We start from the raw sequence: 17796 nt of genomic DNA, 5'->3' as shown, positions 1-17796 counted from the left end.
TTCCAAGAAGAAGGCTTCCAAGAAGAAGGCATCCAAGAAGAAGGCATCCAAGAAGAAGGCTTCCAAGAAGAAGGCTTCCAAGAAGAAGGCCTCCAAGAAGAAGGCCTCCAAGAAGAAGGCCGGCAAGCGCCCGAGTCAGCGCCGGCTCGCCGTGAGGCGACAGAAGCGCAGCTCCTGAGGCTGACAGCGCTTGCCAAGGCGCCAACAGAGGCCGCCCCCACGGGGCGGCCTTTTTCTTTTCCCGGGGCCTCCCCGTGGCACTGAAGCCTGAACTTCGCAGGCCGCTACAGCCCGGGTATACTGCCGCAAACTTGATCACCACAGGAGAATCCCGAATGTCAGCAGACGCCGGCAAGCGCGAGGCAGCCCGATCCGCTCTCCAGTTCGTCGAGGAAGGCAGCATTATCGGCGTGGGCACTGGCTCAACGGTGAATCACTTCATCGACCTGCTCGCCAGTGAGGGCCCGCGCATCAAAGCGGCGGTCTCGAGCTCCGAGGCCAGCACCGAACGCCTTGAGGGGCACGGCATAGAGGTGATGGAGCTGAATGCCAGCGGTGATCTGGACCTCTATGTGGATGGCGCAGACGAGAGTAACCGCCTGTTGCAGCTCATCAAGGGCGGGGGTGGCGCGCTGACCCGTGAAAAGATCATTGCCGGCGCCTCCCGCCGCTTCGTTTGCATTGCCGATCGCAGCAAGCTGGTGCGGGCGCTGGGCGAGTTCCCCTTGCCAGTGGAGGTCATTCCCATGGCCCGCAGTTTCGTTGCCAGACAGCTGAAGGAATTGGGAGGCATCCCTAACTGGCGTGAGAATTTCATCACTGACAACGGCAACCAGATCATTGATGTTTCGGGGCTGACCATCGCCGAGCCCATCAAGCTGGAAGACACGATCAACGCCATCCCGGGCGTCGTCACCGTCGGTCTCTTCGCCCGTCGTGGGGCGGATGTGCTGCTGCTGGGCGGTGAAGACGGGGTGGAGCGGATTGATCGGCGGTGATGTAAAGCCATGAAAAAGCCCCGCCGAGCAGGCGGGGCCTTTTATATGGCTGGGGGACCAGGATTGCTCGTCTCGTCCCTGAGACTCGCCCCTCCCTGCCGGTCGGGGGCCTTCGCTAATCGCGAAGGCCCAAATGCGTTCCAGACGCATTTGTCGAACCGGGATGGGTAGATTTCGACCGGACGGCTTCGTCCACGAACAGCCCCCCCGAGAGGCCGCATTCCCATTAGCCCAAGGTTCTCATAAGATCCCCCCAGCCATAAAAAAGCCCCGCCTGCTCGGCGGGGCCTTTTTATGGCTGGGGGACCAGGATTCGAACCTGGATTAACGGAGTCAGAGTCCGCTGTCCTGCCGTTAGACGATCCCCCAATTTCACGGGGATGCCGCTGGTTCTCCGGATTAACGCTTGGAGAACTGCGGAGCGCGGCGGGCCTTGCGGAGACCGACCTTCTTGCGCTCGACCTGGCGGGGGTCACGGGTGACCCAGCCGGCCTGACGCAGGGGTGTGCGCAGGGCTTCGTCGTATTCCATCAGTGCCCGGGCCAGACCGTGGCGAATGGCACCGGCCTGGCCAGTGCTGCCACCGCCGGAGACGGTCACTTTGAGATCAAAGTTGCCTTCAACCTCGAGACGCTCCAGGGGCTGACGGACAATCATCTGGGCCGTCTTGCGGCCGAAGTACTGATCCAGCGGCTTGCCGTTAACCACAATGTTGCCGCTACCCGGCCGCAGGAAAACGCGGGCGGTGGAGGTCTTGCGGCGGCCGGTGCCGTAATACTGTTGCTGTGCCATGGTTACTCGCTACCGATTCTATCGGGTTCAGACTTCCAGCTGCTTGGGCTGCTGGGCGGCATGATTGTGCTCGGGGCCGGCGTAGACTTTCAGCTTCCGATACATCTGACGGCCCAGGGGGTTCTTGGGGAGCATGCCCTTGACGGCCAGCTCAATCACCCGCTCCGGACGACTGTCGATCATCTCGCTGAAAGACCGGCTCTTCATGTGGCCCACGTAGCCCGTATGCCAGAAGTATTGCTTGTCCTGGGCCTTGTTGCCGCTCACGTGCACCTTTTCGGCGTTGACAACGACGATATAGTCGCCGGTATCGACGTGAGGGGTGTACTCCGGCTTGTGCTTGCCGCGGAGACGACGGGCGATCTCGGTGCAGAGACGGCCCAGGGTCTTGCCCTCGGCGTCCACAACATACCAATCGCGCTTGACGGTCTCCGGCTTGGCGGAAAAGGTCTTCATCTGGATCCGCTCCAAAACCTTGAATTTTCCGGGAATTTTCCGGCACGGGGCGACCTGTCGGCCACCCTGATTCGCTAAAGAGCGGGAATTGTACAGCGCGCCGCGCCTCGCCGCAAGCCCGGTCGGCCGGCTCGGGATCAGATTCGCAGGGAATCGACGATCCGGCCCCCGAGGAGATGCTCATCAATGATGAGATCCACGTCTTCCCGGCTGAAATAGGTGTACCAGGTCCCTTCAGGATAGACGACAATGACCGGGCCTTCCTCGCAACGGCCCAGGCAGCCGGCAGCACTGGCCCGGATCCCGCCGGCATCAAACACACCTGCCTCCTTGAGTCGCTCCCGGGCGTAACGTCGCAATTCGCTGGCGCCGTGGTCCTGGCAGCAGGCGCGGCCATTGTCGCGTTGATTGGTGCAGAAAAAGGCGTGTCGCTGATAGAAGCTCACAGGCCAAGACCCCTCAGAATCGATAGTTGAGCCCGATGCTGGTGATGGTGTCGGTCTTGGTTTCCTGCTCAATGTTCTCGTCGTCCAGGTAGCGGACCGTATAAGAGAGGTTGAGGGCAAGCTCGCCGACGATGGTCGCGGACAGGGTCGTGATGGATTCGGCGAAAGTACGGTTAATCCCGCCGATACCTGTCTCGACACGAACATCCTGAGTCAGGCTGGCCGAGCCATTGATGTCCCAGCTGTAGTCGGATGCCAGACGGACAATCTCGTCAGAGACCCGATCCCTGTCATCCCGGAACTGGATCTGACGCGCACCCACGCCGATCTCCGCATCCAGGCGATGACGATCCGTTCGCAGGATACGGCGACCGTAACCCACCGCCTCGGTGGTCTGCAGGTCCACGTTGCGAATCCGGTCTTTTTCCGCGTTGATCGTGCCGAAGAAGAAGTTGTATTCGGTAAAGGAATATTCACTCTTGGTAGCGAGAAAGTAGCGTTCCTCAACCGTCACTTCACCGTCATCCGCACTGACCGCGCGCAATTCCAGGGTATTGGCCCAGTCACCCTTCTCCATGCCCAGCAACATACGAGAGTTGAGGTCGGTTCGTTCCGTGTTGCCCCGTCTGGCCTGGAAACCGACTTCCACTCGCCCGCCGTAGCTCCACTCCAGAAATTCCTCGCTGAGCTCCAGTTCGGAATGGTCCGGCGCACTGTCCACCACGGTACCGAAGATGCTCTGATCGGTGCTGCCATAGACCTGGGCGTGAGCCGCCCCCATGATCACAACTGGAAGACTGGCAAGTAGTTTTCGCAAACCGCGCTCCCGTCGCCTTGGCAAAAAGAAAGCCGCCCCGGATTCTGGGCAGCATGCTGTTGTTTTTCCGCGTATTATACGCGTATGGACTCGCCGAACCCCAGCCTGTTCCCAAAAAATTCGGGCCACCGGAATAAGCCGGCGGATGAACGGGCCGATTTCCCCCTGGCCGACGCGGATCGCTGCGTGAAATGCGCCCTCTGTCTGCCCCACTGCCCCACCTACCGCCTCACCCGGAACGAGAATGAATCACCGCGGGGACGAATCGCGCTGATGCAGGGCCTGGCCCAGGAGGCACTGCCACTGGATGAGCGGGCCGCGAGCCACCTGGAACAATGTCTTGGCTGCCGAAACTGTGAACCGGTCTGTCCGGCCGAAGTGCCCTATGGCCGATTGATCGATGCCGGGCGTCGCATGGTGAGGGCAGCGGGCCATCGCAGTCGTCGGGAGCGTTGGGCGACGGCGGTGATGACCCGGCCCTGGGCCACCCGTCTCACGGGCGGCCTGCTCCGCCTCTATCAATGGAGCGGCATGCAGTGGCTTGCCCGGCACAGCCTGCTTCGTCTCAGTCCGGGCCTGGCTCGACTGGATGGCCTGCTGCCTGACCGCATCGGCCGTCACCGTCGCCGCGCGGCCGTGCGCGGCGAGGGCAAGGCCGTGCAACTGTTTCTCGGCTGTCTCGCCGAAGAAATCGATCCGGGTGTTTCCGATGCCGCCATCCGGCTACTGGAGCGCAGCGGTCACCAGGTAGTGATTCCACCGAATCAGGCTTGCTGCAGCGCCCCGGCTCAGCACGGCGGCGACGATCAGACGGCTCGACGTCTGAGCGACAGAAATGTCGCGGCCTTCGATGGCGACACACCTGTATTGGCCACGGCATCGGGCTGCACTGCCAGCCTGATGGAATATGACGAGATCGTCAGTGAGGCAAGCCATCGACGCTTCGCCGGACAGGTTGTCGATATCTGCGACTGGCTGCAGAGGCTGGATTGGGGCTCTGCACAACTGTCATTGAACCCCATTGAGGAACGGGCCCTGTTGCACCTGCCCTGCAGCCAAAGGAATGTGGTCGGTGCGACCGGAAGCATTGCCGATCTCCTGGCACGGATTCCCGGGCTGGAGTTGCTCACACTCGACAGCCGGGGCCAGTGCTGTGGCGCGGCCGGCACCTATCTGCTCGGCCAGGCCGCATTCAGCGAGCAGCTTGGGCAGGCGCTGGCTGACAAGGTGGTCGCTGAACGCCCCCGTTATCTGCTCACCAGCAATATCGGCTGCAAGCTCCAGCTCCGCCGCCAGCTGCGCCGACGCCTGCCCGAATGTGAAGTGCTTCACCCCATCGAACTGCTCGCCCGGCAACTGCAGTGAAGGGCCCGGCCGGCAACGGTATAATGACGCCATGAATCAAAGAGACTTCACTCCCCTGGATAGACTGCTGGCAGGCTTCGACCGCGGCCTGCGCACCATGTTCGCGGGCCAGACCCGCAGCGCACGCCCCAGCCCCGCCGAATCCATTCCCGATGCGGACATGGAGGACGAAGAACGCCGCCATGTCGCCGGGCTGATGCGCATCAATCATGCCGGAGAGGTCGCCGCCCAGGCCCTCTATCAGTCTCAGGCCCTGACCGCGCGTAACCCGGCGGTCACCGACCGCATGCAGGAAGCCGCTGACGAGGAGATTGACCACCTCGCCTGGTGCGCGGCGCGGCTGGAAGAGCTGGGCGAGGGACCCAGCCGCCTGACGCCCCTCTGGTATGCCGGCGCCTTCAGCATCGGTACCGTGGCAGGGACCTTCGGCGACCGTTGGAACCTGGGCTTCGTGGCCGAAACCGAATCCCAGGTGGTCCATCACCTGGAAGACCATATGGGCCGCCTGCCACCACAGGACAAGCGCAGCCGAGCCATCCTTTCGCAGATGCAGAAGGAAGAAAACGAGCATCGCGAGAATGCCCTTGAGGAAGGTGGCAGCGAGCTGCCCGCCCCGGTCCGGGGTCTGATGTGGGCGGCATCACGGGTGATGACGACCCTGGCTTATCGGGTTTGACGCATCTCGGTTGCCCATTCGCGGATGAATCCGCTCCTACGGCGGGGGTTATCCCATACTCCGCCCGTAGAAGATTTCCTTCATTTCCCGCTCCACCCGCTCTTCGATACGGGCGCACTCCTCGGCGTCCAGCTCTTTCTTGCCCATGCCAAAGAGATAGTCGTTGAGGTCAAAGTCCTTGAGCATCATCTTGGTGTGGAACATGTTTTCCTGATACACGTTCACATCCACCATCTGATAGCGTTCCTGACTGTCCTCGGCGAGGAAATTCTGAATCGAGGTGATGTCGTGGTCGATGAAGTGCTTTTCACCGTCCACATCGCGGGTGAAGCCGCGCACCCGGTAATCGCACATGACAATGTCCGACTCGAATGAATGAATCAGATAATTCAGCGCCTTCAGGGGGCTGATGCGACCGCAGGTCGAGACATCGATATCCGCCCGGAAAGTGCTGATGCCCTCATGGGGATGACTTTCCGGGTAGGTGTGCACCGTGATGTGACTCTTGTCCAGATGGGCCGCCAGGGTCTCGGGCAGTGGGCCGGGCTCCTCCCGGGACAGTGCCTCCGCTTCGGCCTCGGTCACCGGCTCTTCTGAAATCAGAATCGTCACCGAGGCGCCCTCGGGCTCATAGTCCTGACGGGCAATGTTGAGGATATTGGCACCGATGATATCCGAAACATCACTGAGGATCTGGGTCAGACGCTCGGCATTGTAGGCCTCGTCAATGTACTCGATGTACTCCCGACGGTGACGCTCAGTTCGCGCATAGCAGATATCATAGATATTGAAGCTGAGTGTCTTGGTCAGGTTGTTGAAACCGTGCAGCCGAAGCTTTTCCATGGCAAGTCATCCTCTGGGCTGAGAGTCGCGCTCGGCGTTGGCTGGAATGGGGCAATTATCCGGATACTGACCCCGTGTAGTAAAGCCCCGCTTGCCATGCTGCCCCGCAAGCGGTACAAGTTGCCTTGCAGATCGTCGAGCCACTGGGGAGTTGAATGCGATGACGAAAGGTCCAGATCCCATCCTGGATCCGGAGGACATGGACTGGTTCCTGTCCCACTGCCACGTCCGGCGGATTCCCGCCCGGAAGCTGGTCATCCATGCCGGCGCCCGGCCGGACTCCCTGTATTTGATCGTTGAAGGCTCGGTCACGGTTCTGATTGAGGACGAGCAAGGCAACGAAGCCGTCGTCGCCTACCTGCACGAGAACGAGTTCTTTGGGGAGATGGGCCTTTTCGACGCCGAAGCGACCCGCAGCGCCTTTGTCCGCACGCGCAGCGAGTGCCAGATCGCCGAGATCAGCTACGCCCGCTTTCAAAGACTATGGCACCAGAAGCCGGACATTCTGTTCGCGGTCAGCCGCCAATTGGCCGATCGCCTGCAGAAGACCACCCGTCGCCTCGGCGATCTGGTATTCCTCGATGTCACCGGCCGGGTGGCCGCTGCCCTGCTGCAGATGAGCCGGGAACCCGATGCCCTCACTCACCCGGACGGCATCCAGGTGGAGATCAGCCGCCAGGAGCTGGGGCGGCTGGTGGGCTGTTCCCGGGAGATGGCGGGGCGGGTGCTCAAGTCCCTGGAAGAGCAGGGGCTGATCCAGGCCCAGGGCAAGAAGATCGTGATCCTGGGTGCGGGCCCGGATGATGACAGCCACGCCCTGGCATCCGAATGCGGCCAGCGCTCCTGAGGCCAGGACACCATGGCGACAGGCTTTTTCCCTCCCGCTGTCAGCGAATGAGTTCGGCCAGCGCCTGCCCCGGACTATCGGCACGCATGAAGGCCTCCCCCACCAGATAGGCATGGATATCCGCGGCGCGCAGACGGGCCACATCCTCGGGCCCATGGATACCGGACTCACTGATCACGATGCGGTCGTCGGGCATCTGCCGGGACAACTGCAGACTGGTTTCAAGACGGGTCTCAAAGGCACGCAAGTCACGATTGTTGATCCCCATCAGGCGCCAGCCCAGGGGCAGGGACCGCTCCAGCTCCTGTTCGTCATGGACTTCCACCAGCACATCCAGACCGGCTTCCCGGGCCGCGGCTGACAACTCCTCCATCTGTGCATCGGACAGGGCAGCAACAATCAGGAGCAGACAGTCGGCACCCATGGCCCGTGTCTCCCAGACCTGCCAGGGATCGACAATGAAGTCCTTGCGCAGGACCGGCAAGGCACAGGCCGCTCTGGCCTGATCCAGATAGAGCGGCTGGCCCTGGAAGAAATCGCGATCAGTGAGGACCGACAGGCAGGCCGTGCCGTGGCGCTGGTAGTCGGCGGCAATCTCCGCCGGCTGAAAATCCTCCCGCAGCACACCCTTGCTGGGTGAGGCCTTCTTGATCTCGGCGATCACGGCGGGCTCGGCGGCCTCGACCCGCTCGGCAATGGCCAATTCGAAACCCCGCGTCGCTGATTGAGCACGCGCCTGCTCTTCCAGATCGGCCAGGGAAAAGCGGCGGCGCCCGGCGGCAATTTCTTCCTGCTTGCGGGCGATGATCGTTTCCAGAATATCCGGCCGACTCATTGGCGACTCCTTGCCTGCAGGGCCTCCAGTGATGCCTTGGCACGCCCATCCGCCAGCACGGCCTGGGCAAGACGAACCCCGTCGGCCAGACTATCGGCCAGGCCCGCCACGTAGATGCCGGCACCGGCATTCATGGCAACCATATCGGCCGCCGGCCCCTGCTCACCCGCCAATACCCCTCGAATCAGCTTGGCACTGGCCTCTGGCCCGTCCACCACCAGGCTATCCACCGGCGCCCTTTGGATACCAAAGTCCTCCGGCGACACCCGATAACTGTGGACCTGAGCCTCCCATAACTCGGCCACCTTGGTCGGGGCGCCCACACTGATTTCGTCGAGACCATCATCGGAATGAAAGACCAGCACATGACGACTGCCCAGGGCCTGAAAGACATGGGCAATGGGTTCCACCCACTCCGGAGAGAACACGCCCATGATCTGATTGGGTGCCCCGGCCGGATTGGTCAGCGGACCCAGGAGATTGAACACGGTCCGGGTCCCCAACTCCTTGCGGGGACCGGCCGCATGGCGGGTGGCGGCGTGATGACCAGGGGCAAACAGAAAGGCGATGCCGATGGCGTCAATGGCCGCGGCAATCTCCTCCGGCGTCATGTCGATGCGAACCCCCAGGGTCTCCAGCACATCGGCACTGCCGGAACTGCTGGAAAGGGAGCGGTTGCCATGCTTGGCCACCCGGGCACCGGCGGCGGCAATGGCAAAGCAGGCGCCGGTGGAGACATTGAAGATGCCGCGGCCATCACCGCCAGTGCCGGCTGTGTCCACTAGACGGTCGCCGTCCACTTCCACACGGCTTGCGAATTCCCGCATCACCCGTGCCGCACCGGCAATCTCCGGAACCGTTTCGCCCTTGGCACGCAGCCCGGCGAGAAAACCACCAATCTGCGCCGGCGTGGCTTCACCCTGCATGATCTGGCGCATCACCGCGCTCATCTCTTCACTGGACAGGTCCACCCCGTCCACCACCGCCGCAATTGCCTGCCTGATATCCATCGTCAAACACCCCAGGGGTTGTTGAGTGAACAGTGAACAGTTCCCAGTGAACAAAAAAACCCGCCTCTCCATATCTCTTGCAGGCGATCTCCTGTGGGAGCGGCTTTAGCCGCGATCGGGCTTCGATGCCCCACCTGATCGCGGCTAAAGCCTCTCCCACATCAGGCTGGCCCCAAACCCGCTGTTCACTGGGAACTGTTCACTGGAAACTATGCTCCGTAATTTCCTCCCAGGAAATTACGGAGCATTTGATGCCCGTGCTGGGTCAGAATGGATTCGGGGTGAAACTGCACCCCTTCCACCGCCAGCTCCCGATGCCGGAATCCCATGATCTCGTCTCGCTGGCCGTCCTCGGTCTGTGTCCAGGCGGTCACTTCCAGGCAGTCCGGAAGATCGTCCGCCGTCACGATCAGGGAGTGATAGCGCGTCGCCTCGAAGGGATTATCCAGTCCACGAAAGACGCCCTTGTCACTGTGATGCATCATCGAGGTCTTGCCATGCATGACTTCCCGAGCGTGCACCACCCGGCCACCGAAGACCTGGCCAATGGCCTGGTGTCCCAGACACACCCCCAGCACCGGAATCTGCCCCGCCACCCGTTCAATCAATGCCATGGAGATCCCGGCTTCATTGGGCGTGCAGGGGCCCGGTGAAATGACTATATGGTCGGGCGACAGTGACACCGCCTCTTCCACGGTAATCTCGTCATTGCGATGCACCGCCACCTCCTGCCCCAACTCCAGCAGGTACTGGACGAGGTTGTAGGTGAAGGAGTCGTAGTTGTCGATCATTAGAACCATTGCTGGATTCCTGCGCTATGCATCTTCGAATAAGCAGCGACGAGCTACCAGCAACAAGCTGCGAGCCGGCTTCGATCCAGCTCGTTGCTCGTAGCTCGCCGCTCGTTGCTAAGCAAACAAATCGCCGCGATGCAGGCCCTTGCGGGCCAGTTCGGCGGCGCGGATCAGGGCTCGGCCCTTGTTCAGGGTTTCTTCCCATTCCTTCTCGGGCACCGAGTCATGAACGATGCCGGCACCGGCCTGCACATCCAGGCGACCATCCTTGAGCAAAGCCGTGCGAATGGCGATGGCGGTATCCATCTCGCCCTGCCAGCCGAGATAGCCGATCGCGCCGGAATACACTCCACGGCGCACCGGCTCCAGCTCATCAATGATTTCCATCGCCCGGACCTTGGATGCACCACTCACGGTGCCGGCCGGAAAACAGGCCCGCAGCGCCTCCATGGCGGACAGATCCGGCTGCAAGCGACCGGTCACCGCCGAGACAATATGCATGACATGGGAATAACGCTCGATGCGCATGCGCTCGGTCAGCCTGACACTGCCGGCTTCACTGATCCGGCCCACATCGTTACGACCGAGATCGATCAGCATCAGATGCTCGGCCAGCTCCTTGGGATCCGAAAGCAACTCTTTTTCCAGCGCCAGATCCGCCTCGCTGCTGGCGCCACGCGGGCGCGTGCCGGCGATGGGCCGAACGGTCACCTCGCCCTCTTCCACCCGCACCAGAATCTCGGGCGAGGAACCGGCGATCTCCATGTCGCCCATGTCCAGGTAATAAAGATAAGGAGAAGGATTGAAGCAGCGCAGCGCCCGATAGATATCCAGGGCATCGCCCTCCCAGGGCAGGGACAGACGCTGGGAGAGCACCACCTGCATGGCATCACCGTCGAGGATCAATCCCCGGACCCGGCTCACCGCGTCCAGGAAATCCGCCTCGGGAAAACGGGCCTCGGGTTCCGGCAGGGACTTGCCGTCCATGATCGGCCGGGGTTGGAGGGGGGCATTGAGGGTGTCGGCGAGATCATCCAGCCGTCGGTTGCCCCGCTGCCAGGCATCAGCCTCGGCCGGGTCCACATTCACGATCAGAAAAAGCCGGCCGGTAAGATTGTCGAAGACCACGACTTCTTCCGACAGCCACAATTGAATATCCGGCGAGCCGGTCTCGTCGGGCTGATGGCGCTCTGCCAGCCGCGGCTCGATATAGCGGATGGTGTCATAGCCGAAATAGCCCACCAGCCCCCCGGTAAAGCGCGGCAGCTCCGGCAGGCGCGGGGCGCTGAACTGGGCTTGCCAGTGGGCGATGCGGGCCAGGGGGTCGTCCAGGTCTTCGGCGTAAATCTCTTCATCGTCACGCAGATGACGGAATCGGCCCTGGTGGACTTCGATCCGGTCCCGCGCCGGCAGACCGATAATGGAATAGCGCCCCCAGCGCTCGCCGCCCTGAACGGATTCGAACAGATAGGTGCCCGGCCCCTTGCCATGGGCCAGCTTGAGATAGGTGCTGAGCGGGGTTTCGAGATCGGCCAGAATTTCCCGGTAAACCGGGACGCGATTATGACCCTGGTCGGCGAGCTGCTGAAATTGTTGCTGATTCATGAATCCGGATTCCGTGGTTTTCAATCATGGCGGCCGCGGCCACCGCATCAATCGACATCGTGGTGGAGCCTGGCCACCACCAGCCGTCGGCCGCCAGCCACCAATGGTGGGCGGTGCAACAGGCATTGATGGGGCGATAATGGCTCACATTCACTCCAGAATCCGGATCTCGGAGAGCTCGCCAAAGTAACGGTCCGGCTGATCACTCTCCGCAACGAAGCCCTGATTATAACCATAGCGGGCGGCCACAATGGAACACCCTGCATTGCGGGCCGCCGCCACATCGGTCTCGGAATCCCCCACCAGCAGGGTCTCGCCGGGCCCGGCAGCCGCCTGTTCCATGACCCAGGTCAGCGGCCCGGGGTCGGGTTTGCGAGTCTCCAGGCTGTCGCCGCCGAGGACCCAGGCAAAGGGCTGATCAATCCCAAGCCCATTGAGAACCTCGCGCGCCAGGGCCTCGGGCTTGTTGGTGACACAGGCAAGCTCGAGACCGGCCGAGCGCAGTGTTGACAGGATTTCCTCGACCCCGGGATACAGCTGGCTGTCCTTGACCAGACGGGTCTGGTAGGCGGAGAGAAAAAGCTGATGGCTTTCATCCAGCAGCCGCGCATCCGGCGACCGACCCAGCCCATGCTCGAGCATGCGTCGAATCAGCTCCCGGGCCCCGTTGCCCACCCACTGTCGCACCCGGTCCTCGCCGGGCGGAGCCAGATCGGCGGCAATGGCGGTGGCATCCACCGCCACGGCAATATCCGGAACGCTGTCCACCAGCGTCCCGTCGAGATCAAACAGAACCAGGGAGACGGGAAAGACCTGCCCGTCCACCTGCAGGCGAACGGTCCCGGTCACCGTCCGGCCCCGGCAATCTCCTCGCGCATGCGCTTGATCACCGTGGCGTAATCGTCGGCGCCAAAGATGGCGGAGCCGGCCACGAAGGTATCGGCCCCGGCGGCTGCCACTTCCGCGATATTGTCGGCCTTGATACCCCCATCCACTTCCAGACGGATCTCGCGATCGCTGGCATCAATCCGCCGGCGGGCCTCGCGCAGCTTGTCCAGGGTGGAAGGAATGAACTTCTGGCCACCGAAGCCAGGGTTCACCGACATCAGCAGGACCAGGTCGATGTCCTCCAGCAGCCAGTCCAGATAATTCAGGGAGGTGCCCGGGTTGAAGACAAGCCCCGGCTGGCAGCCGGCCGCACGGATGGCCTGGATGGTGCGATGGGGGTGCTCACTGGCCTCGGGGTGGAAGCTGATGGTGGTGGCCCCGGCCTCGGCGAAATCGGGAATGATGCGATCCACCGGCTGGATCATCAGATGCACATCAATGGGCGCGGTCACCCCATGCTTGCGCAGGGCCTCACAGACCATGGGCCCGATGGTGAGATTGGGCACATAGTGATTGTCCATGACATCAAAATGCACCCAATCCGCCCCGGCGGCGAGCACATTGTCGACTTCCTCGCCCAGCCGGGCGAAATCCGCGGAGAGGATGGAGGGGGCGATGATGGGTTCGAGCATGGTTGGGCTCCAGGTTTGATGTCTGAATACAAAGATATTGCCGTAGGAGCGGATTCATCCGCGATCAGGCCTCCGACCGGCCCCCAATCGCGGATGAATCCGCCCCTACGGGAGTTTTTCAGCGCATCCCCCGCGCTTCTCGAATCCGATCATAGGCAGCCCGGATCTCCACCGTTTTTTCTTCCGAGAGCTTGACCATGTCCTGGGACAGGCCTCGGGCTGCGAGCTTGTCCGGGTGATGCTGACTCATCAGGCGGCGGTAGGCGCGTTTGATGTCATCGTTGCTGCTCTGGCGGTTCACGCCCAGCACCTGGTAGGCGGTGGTCACATCGTTGACCGGGGGCGGACGCTTCGGCTGCCAGTGGCTGCTGGACCGGCTCTGCTGGGCGGAGATGATGGCAATGACCTGATTGAGCTCCTTGCGCTTGAAGCCCAGGTGAAAACAGGCGGACTCCAGCACCCGCTGCTCGGCGGCCCGGATGGTGCCGTCGGCGAGGGCGATCTGGGCCAAGAGCTCCAGAAAGATCCGGGCGCGATCGGTGCGCCGTCCGCAGATCTTCCGGGCCCGGCGCAATGCCGAATCCAGGGGAAAGCCCCGCTGTTTGCCCTCATTGAAGCACTGCTTGACGCGCTCGGCCCCCGCCTCATCCAGGCCCAACTGGCCAATGGCCTGGCGGGCCGCGGCGATTTCAGACTCCGAAACCCGCCCGTCCACCTTGGCCAGGTAGCCCATGACCTGAAAAACCGTATCGGGGAAACGGGCGGGATCGCTGCCCTGGGCGCGGAACTGGGTGACCACGGCCTGGCGCCGATCGAAGGCATGGCCCACCAGCAGCCCGATGGCCACCCCCAGCAGCCAATAGGGCCAGGCAGCGACGGCCCCCAGGCCGCCGCCAAGAATCTTGCCCCACCAGTCGTTGATATTTGCCTGTGATTCGGCCATGCCTGAGAATCGATGCGGGAAAGCGGCTATTGTCCGACACCGAGGCCCAGAAGGGAACCACCCCCGGCCGTCTGGGGCCGGCCAGCTTCAGGCTGCTGTGGGGGCGGTGTCTGCCGTCATCAAGGCTTCGATCAGTGCTGAATCGCGGCTGAAGCCGCTCCTACGGTGCCTATGGCTTATGCTGAAACCGCTGTTGTGGGGGCGGCTTTAGCCGCGATCAAGGCCCGACGAGCCCCATCACGGCGGACACCGCCCCCACAGCGCTCAGGCCAGAGCAGCCCCGCCCTTAGCCGTGACCATGGTCGTGGTCGTGGTCGTGGTCGTGGTCGTGGTCGTGGTCGTGGTCGTGGTCGTGGTCGTCGCCATTGTGGTCATGACCATTGTGATGATGGTGATGACCATCCGCATCCGGCAGCCGCTCCACACCCAGGCCGTGCTTGTACACCAGATGACTGCCATACCAGCCGGTGGTCATCAGCACCGCCACACCCAACGCCATGGCCAGGGCGAAAGGCCGTGTCTCATTGACCCGCGACAGATAACGCATCAGCGCCCAGGCAGCGAGCACTGCGAAGACCACCAGGCTAGCAATACCCCAGTTGCGATGGACTATCATCACCGGATGGGCATCGCCATCGTGAGGCACGGTGTTATAGGCAATGAAACCGCTGATCACGGCAGCAATGGCCGCGATGACACCAAACCAGAGAGTCCAGCGCCCGGCGACGCGCATGTCCTTCCATTCCGGCTTGAGGGCCCAGAGCAGATAGAACAGCCCGCTGCCGAACAGCAGCCCGATGGTCAGCTTCACCCAGATGGGGTGCCAGTTGGGAATGATTTCGATCATGGTTAGCTCCTGTCGAATCAACAAATAAGCCGTAGGAGCGAATTCATTCGCGATTCAAGCCATCAGCAAGCACAAGCTCTTGATCGCGGCCAAATCCGCTCCTACGGTTTGGTTTACTTCCGCAAGTTGCGGGAATGAACGAGATAAAACACCACCGGCAACACCACCAGAGCGGTGATCCAGACACTGAACACGCCGCCCACCATGGGCGCGGCAATGCGCTGCATCACTTCGGCACCGGTGCCGGTGCCAATCATGATCGGCAGCAGGCCCAGGAATACCGTGGTTTCGGTCATGGTGATGGGCCGTACACGCCTCAAAGCCCCTTCGGTGATGGCCTCACGCAGATTGGCCCGGCTCATGTTCTCGCCCACGGATTCCCGCCAGTCGCGGAAGGCCTGATTGAGATACACCAGCATGATCACGCCGGTCTCCACGGCCAGGCCGCCCAAGGCGATAAAGCCCACCGCCACAGCAATGGACATGTCAAAGCCCAGCGCCCACATCAGCCAGAAGCCCCCCACCAGAGAAAGCGGCACGGTCAGCAGCACCATGAATACATCGGACAATCGATTGAAGGTCATCATCAACAACACCACGATGATGGCCAACACGATGGGAATGAGCACCGAAAGGCGCTCCATGGCCCGCTCCATGTACTGATACTGCCCGCCCCAGCTCAGGGAATAGCCGGCCGGCAGTTCCACTTCTTCACTCACACGCTGTCGAGCCTCGGCCACATAATCCCCCAGGGAGCGATCACCGATTTCCACGAAGACGAAACCGGTGGGCCGGGTGTTTTCCGTGCGGATCATGGCCGGGCCGTCGGACACCCCGATGTGCGCCACCTGCCCCAGGGCCAGTTCATTGCCATTGGGCGCGACAAAGGGCAGTTGCTCCAGCTTCTCCGGCGAATCACGCCAGTCATGGGGATAGCGAATGTTGATGGGGAAGCGCTCCAGGCCTTCCACCGTCTCCCCCACATTGGCACCCCCAATGGCATAGCGCACCACTTCGTGCACATCATCAATGTTGAGCCCGTGACGGGCCGCCTCCTGACGATTCACATGGATATCCAGATAGCGGCCAGACGCCGTCCGGTCCGCCAAGGCCGATTGGGTACCCGGTATCTCATTGACCACCGCCTCGATCTGCTGACCGATCTCCTCGATCACTTGCAGGTCAGGACCGCTGATACCAATGCCGAGGTCCGTGCGAATCCCGGTCGCCAGCATGTCGATTCGGGTCTGGATGGGGAAGACCCAGGCATTGGTCAGCCCCGGGAACTGCACCAGGGCATCCAGTTCATCCTTGATGTCCTGGGTAGTCACCCCATCCCGCCACTCGCTGCGCGGCTTCAACATTATGAAGGTTTCAATCATGGTCATGGGCGCGGGATCGGTGGCCGTGTCGGCCCGGCCCACCTTGCCGAAGACCCGCTTCACCTCCGGCACCTGCTTGATCAGGGCATCGGTCTGCTGCAGCAGTTCGCGGGCCTTGTCCGGCGAGATCCCCGGCAAGGTGGTGGGCATGTACATCAGATCGCCCTCATCCAGCTCCGGCATGAACTCACTGCCCATGCGATCCACCGGCCAGAGGGTGCTCAGGGCCAGCACAGCCGTGCCCGCCAGCACCCAGACCGGGTAGCGCAACACAGTGCGGATGATGGGGCGATAGACCCAGTTCACGCCGCGACTCAGGGGATTGGCCGCCTGAGGCCGAATACGGCCGCGAATGAAATAGCCCATCAGCACCGGCACCAGGGTGACGGCAATACCGGCAGCCGCGGCCATGGCGTAAGTCTTGGTGAAAGCCAGGGGCGCAAACAGTCGCCCTTCCTGGGCCTCCAGGGCAAAGACGGGCAAAAAGCTCAGAGCCACCACCAGCAGACTGAAGAAGATGGGCCGGCCCACTTCCAGGGTGGCCTCTTCAATGGCCGCCCAATGTTTCTCCGGGGGTGGCGGATCCTTCTCGAATCGTCGGTGCACGTTTTCGATCAGCACGATGGCCGCATCCACCATCACGCCAATGGAAATGGCAATCCCCCCCAGGGACATGATGTTGGCATTGATCCCCTGGAAGTACATGACGATGTAAGCGACCAATACACCCAGCGGCAGACTGACCAGGACCACCAGCGAGGAGCGCATATGCCACAGGAATAGCCCGATGATGAGCACCACCACCGCGAACTCCAGGGCGAGCTTCTCCCACAATGTGGCAATGGCCCGGCCGATCAGTGCAGAGCGGTCATAGGTCTCGACGATCTCCACGCCTTCGGGCAGGCCCGCCTGCAATTCATCCAGACGGGAGCGGACCGCGCGAATCGTCTCGCGGGCGTTCTCGCCATCGCGCATGACCACGATGCCGCCGGTCACCTCGCCCTCGCCGTCCAGTTCGGCGATACCCCGTCGGGGTGCCGGGCCACGACGGATGTCCGCCACGTTCTCCAGCATCACCGGCACGCCATTGGCATCAATGCCCACCGGAATCAGGCGCAGGTCATCCAGGCTCTGGACATAGCCCGAGGCCCGCACCATGTACTCGGCCTCGGCCATCTCAAGAATGGACCCGCCGGTTTCGGCATTGCCTGCCTGGATGGCCCGACGCACCTGATCGATGGATAGCCCATAGGCCCGCAGGCGATCCGGATCCATGACCACCTGATACTGGCGCACCATGCCACCCACGGTGGCCACTTCCGACACACCGGGCACGGACTGAAGCTCAAACTTGAGGTACCAGTCCTGCAGGGCACGCAACTGGGACAAATCATGGTTGCCGCTGCGATCCACCAGGGCGTACTTGTAGATCCAGCCCACACCGGTGGCATCCGGTCCCAGGGACACCGTCACTCCATCAGGCATCTGCCCTTCCACCTGGCCGAGGTATTCCTGCACCCGGCTGCGGGCCCAATAGAGATCGGTGGCATCATCAAACAGCACGTTGATGAAGGCATCGCCGTACATGGAAAAACCACGCACGGTTTCCGCCCCCGGCAC

General features: G+C 62.2%; 18 protein-coding genes and 1 tRNA gene. 4 read left to right on the top strand and 15 right to left on the bottom strand.

Translation table 11 applies throughout. The features are described from left to right. The first annotated feature begins 335 nt into the window (after positions 1–335). Positions 336–998: a ribose-5-phosphate isomerase RpiA gene (gene rpiA / locus VCB98_RS12110; protein WP_346052898.1), complete on the top strand. Its 663-nt coding sequence runs from the start codon at positions 336–338 to the stop codon at positions 996–998. A 295-nt stretch (positions 999–1293) separates the two neighbouring features. Here the strand turns inward: rpiA and VCB98_RS12105 are convergent. From VCB98_RS12105 to VCB98_RS12085, 5 genes are all read right to left on the bottom strand, one after another. Then, positions 1294–1367 (bottom strand) — tRNA-Gln (locus VCB98_RS12105). Positions 1368–1397: 30 nt separating this feature from the next. Then, positions 1398–1790 carry a 30S ribosomal protein S9 gene (gene rpsI / locus VCB98_RS12100; protein ID WP_346052896.1) on the bottom strand — a complete coding sequence of 131 codons (393 nt, stop codon included), beginning with the start codon at positions 1788–1790 and terminating at the stop codon, positions 1398–1400. Between the two features lie 27 nt (positions 1791–1817). Continuing rightward, positions 1818–2246, bottom strand: coding sequence for a 50S ribosomal protein L13 (rplM, locus tag VCB98_RS12095; protein WP_346052894.1), 429 nt, complete (start codon positions 2244–2246; stop codon positions 1818–1820). A 137-nt stretch (positions 2247–2383) separates the two neighbouring features. After that, the gene (locus VCB98_RS12090) at positions 2384–2692 is read right to left on the bottom strand and encodes a (2Fe-2S) ferredoxin domain-containing protein (protein ID WP_346052892.1); all 309 of its coding nucleotides are present in this window, start codon (positions 2690–2692) and stop codon (positions 2384–2386) included. Positions 2693–2705: 13 nt separating this feature from the next. After that, positions 2706–3509 carry a DUF481 domain-containing protein gene (locus VCB98_RS12085; protein ID WP_346052890.1) on the bottom strand — a complete coding sequence of 268 codons (804 nt, stop codon included), beginning with the start codon at positions 3507–3509 and terminating at the stop codon, positions 2706–2708. 105 nt (positions 3510–3614) lie between these two features. On the opposite strand from VCB98_RS12085, the gene VCB98_RS12080 reads away from it, so the two are divergent. Together VCB98_RS12080 and coq7 are read left to right on the top strand one after the other, a co-directional pair. Then, the gene (locus VCB98_RS12080) at positions 3615–4874 is read left to right on the top strand and encodes a (Fe-S)-binding protein (protein ID WP_406672168.1); all 1260 of its coding nucleotides are present in this window, start codon (positions 3615–3617) and stop codon (positions 4872–4874) included. A 55-nt stretch (positions 4875–4929) separates the two neighbouring features. Then, positions 4930–5550, top strand: coding sequence for a 2-polyprenyl-3-methyl-6-methoxy-1,4-benzoquinone monooxygenase (gene coq7, locus VCB98_RS12075; RefSeq protein WP_406672167.1), 621 nt, complete (start codon positions 4930–4932; stop codon positions 5548–5550). Positions 5551–5598: 48 nt separating this feature from the next. On the opposite strand, the gene speD is transcribed toward coq7, so the two are convergent. Then, on the bottom strand, positions 5599–6393 hold the full coding sequence (gene speD / locus VCB98_RS12070) for an adenosylmethionine decarboxylase (protein ID WP_346052884.1): 795 nt from the start codon (positions 6391–6393) through the stop codon (positions 5599–5601). 160 nt (positions 6394–6553) lie between these two features. Here speD and crp point away from each other — a divergent pair, with 160 nt between their 5' ends. Next, a complete protein-coding gene (gene crp / locus VCB98_RS12065) occupies positions 6554–7240 on the top strand; it encodes a cAMP-activated global transcriptional regulator CRP (RefSeq protein WP_346052882.1) in 687 nt (228 codons plus the stop codon). Positions 7241–7280: 40 nt separating this feature from the next. On the opposite strand, the gene trpC is transcribed toward crp, so the two are convergent. From trpC to VCB98_RS12020, 9 genes are all read right to left on the bottom strand, one after another. Next, positions 7281–8075 (bottom strand): indole-3-glycerol phosphate synthase TrpC, encoded by a 795-nt coding sequence (trpC, locus tag VCB98_RS12060; protein WP_346052880.1) that lies wholly within the window; start codon positions 8073–8075, stop codon positions 7281–7283. Next, entirely contained in the window at positions 8072–9085 is a 1014-nt protein-coding gene (trpD, locus tag VCB98_RS12055; protein ID WP_346052878.1) for an anthranilate phosphoribosyltransferase, read from the bottom strand. The genes trpC and trpD overlap by 4 nt, the downstream gene beginning before the upstream one ends. A 209-nt stretch (positions 9086–9294) precedes the next feature. After that, complete coding sequence (locus VCB98_RS12050) at positions 9295–9885, bottom strand: anthranilate synthase component II (protein ID WP_346052876.1); 591 nt, start codon at positions 9883–9885, stop codon at positions 9295–9297. A 108-nt stretch (positions 9886–9993) separates the two neighbouring features. Further along, complete coding sequence (trpE, locus tag VCB98_RS12045) at positions 9994–11484, bottom strand: anthranilate synthase component I (RefSeq protein ID WP_346052874.1); 1491 nt, start codon at positions 11482–11484, stop codon at positions 9994–9996. A 150-nt stretch (positions 11485–11634) separates the two neighbouring features. Next, positions 11635–12333 (bottom strand): phosphoglycolate phosphatase, encoded by a 699-nt coding sequence (locus tag VCB98_RS12040; RefSeq protein WP_346052872.1) that lies wholly within the window; start codon positions 12331–12333, stop codon positions 11635–11637. Then, on the bottom strand, positions 12330–13004 hold the full coding sequence (rpe, locus tag VCB98_RS12035) for a ribulose-phosphate 3-epimerase (RefSeq protein WP_346052870.1): 675 nt from the start codon (positions 13002–13004) through the stop codon (positions 12330–12332). Before rpe ends, VCB98_RS12040 begins: the two co-directional genes overlap by 4 nt. Positions 13005–13122: 118 nt before the next feature. Continuing rightward, positions 13123–13947 (bottom strand): co-chaperone DjlA, encoded by an 825-nt coding sequence (gene djlA, locus VCB98_RS12030; RefSeq protein ID WP_346052867.1) that lies wholly within the window; start codon positions 13945–13947, stop codon positions 13123–13125. A gap of 286 nt (positions 13948–14233) precedes the next feature. Then, on the bottom strand, positions 14234–14794 hold the full coding sequence (locus VCB98_RS12025; RefSeq protein ID WP_346052865.1) for a DUF2231 domain-containing protein: 561 nt from the start codon (positions 14792–14794) through the stop codon (positions 14234–14236). A 113-nt stretch (positions 14795–14907) separates the two neighbouring features. Beyond that, the coding region (locus tag VCB98_RS12020; RefSeq protein ID WP_346052864.1) for an efflux RND transporter permease subunit at positions 14908–17796 on the bottom strand (2889 nt) is incomplete at its 5' end.

The organism is Natronospira elongata, assembly GCF_034931365.1.
Classification (GTDB): Bacteria; Pseudomonadota; Gammaproteobacteria; order Natronospirales; family Natronospiraceae; genus Natronospira; species Natronospira elongata.
This window is presented reverse-complemented; position numbering and strand designations above follow the sequence as displayed.

Excerpts from the sequence above, each read along its gene's own strand:
- rpiA (WP_346052898.1), top strand. The coding sequence starts at position 336 with ATGTCAGCAGACGCCGGCAAGCGCGAGGCAGCCCGATCCGCTCTCCAG.
- rpsI (WP_346052896.1), bottom strand. The coding sequence starts at position 1,790 with ATGGCACAGCAACAGTATTACGGCACCGGCCGCCGCAAGACCTCCACC.
- rplM (WP_346052894.1), bottom strand. The coding sequence starts at position 2,246 with ATGAAGACCTTTTCCGCCAAGCCGGAGACCGTCAAGCGCGATTGGTAT.
- speD (WP_346052884.1), bottom strand. The coding sequence starts at position 6,393 with ATGGAAAAGCTTCGGCTGCACGGTTTCAACAACCTGACCAAGACACTC.
- crp (WP_346052882.1), top strand. The coding sequence starts at position 6,554 with ATGACGAAAGGTCCAGATCCCATCCTGGATCCGGAGGACATGGACTGG.
- trpC (WP_346052880.1), bottom strand. The coding sequence starts at position 8,075 with ATGAGTCGGCCGGATATTCTGGAAACGATCATCGCCCGCAAGCAGGAA.
- trpD (WP_346052878.1), bottom strand. The coding sequence starts at position 9,085 with ATGGATATCAGGCAGGCAATTGCGGCGGTGGTGGACGGGGTGGACCTG.
- VCB98_RS12050 (WP_346052876.1), bottom strand. The coding sequence starts at position 9,885 with ATGGTTCTAATGATCGACAACTACGACTCCTTCACCTACAACCTCGTC.
- trpE (WP_346052874.1), bottom strand. The coding sequence starts at position 11,484 with ATGAATCAGCAACAATTTCAGCAGCTCGCCGACCAGGGTCATAATCGC.
- rpe (WP_346052870.1), bottom strand. The coding sequence starts at position 13,004 with ATGCTCGAACCCATCATCGCCCCCTCCATCCTCTCCGCGGATTTCGCC.
- djlA (WP_346052867.1), bottom strand. The coding sequence starts at position 13,947 with ATGGCCGAATCACAGGCAAATATCAACGACTGGTGGGGCAAGATTCTT.
- VCB98_RS12025 (WP_346052865.1), bottom strand. The coding sequence starts at position 14,794 with ATGATCGAAATCATTCCCAACTGGCACCCCATCTGGGTGAAGCTGACC.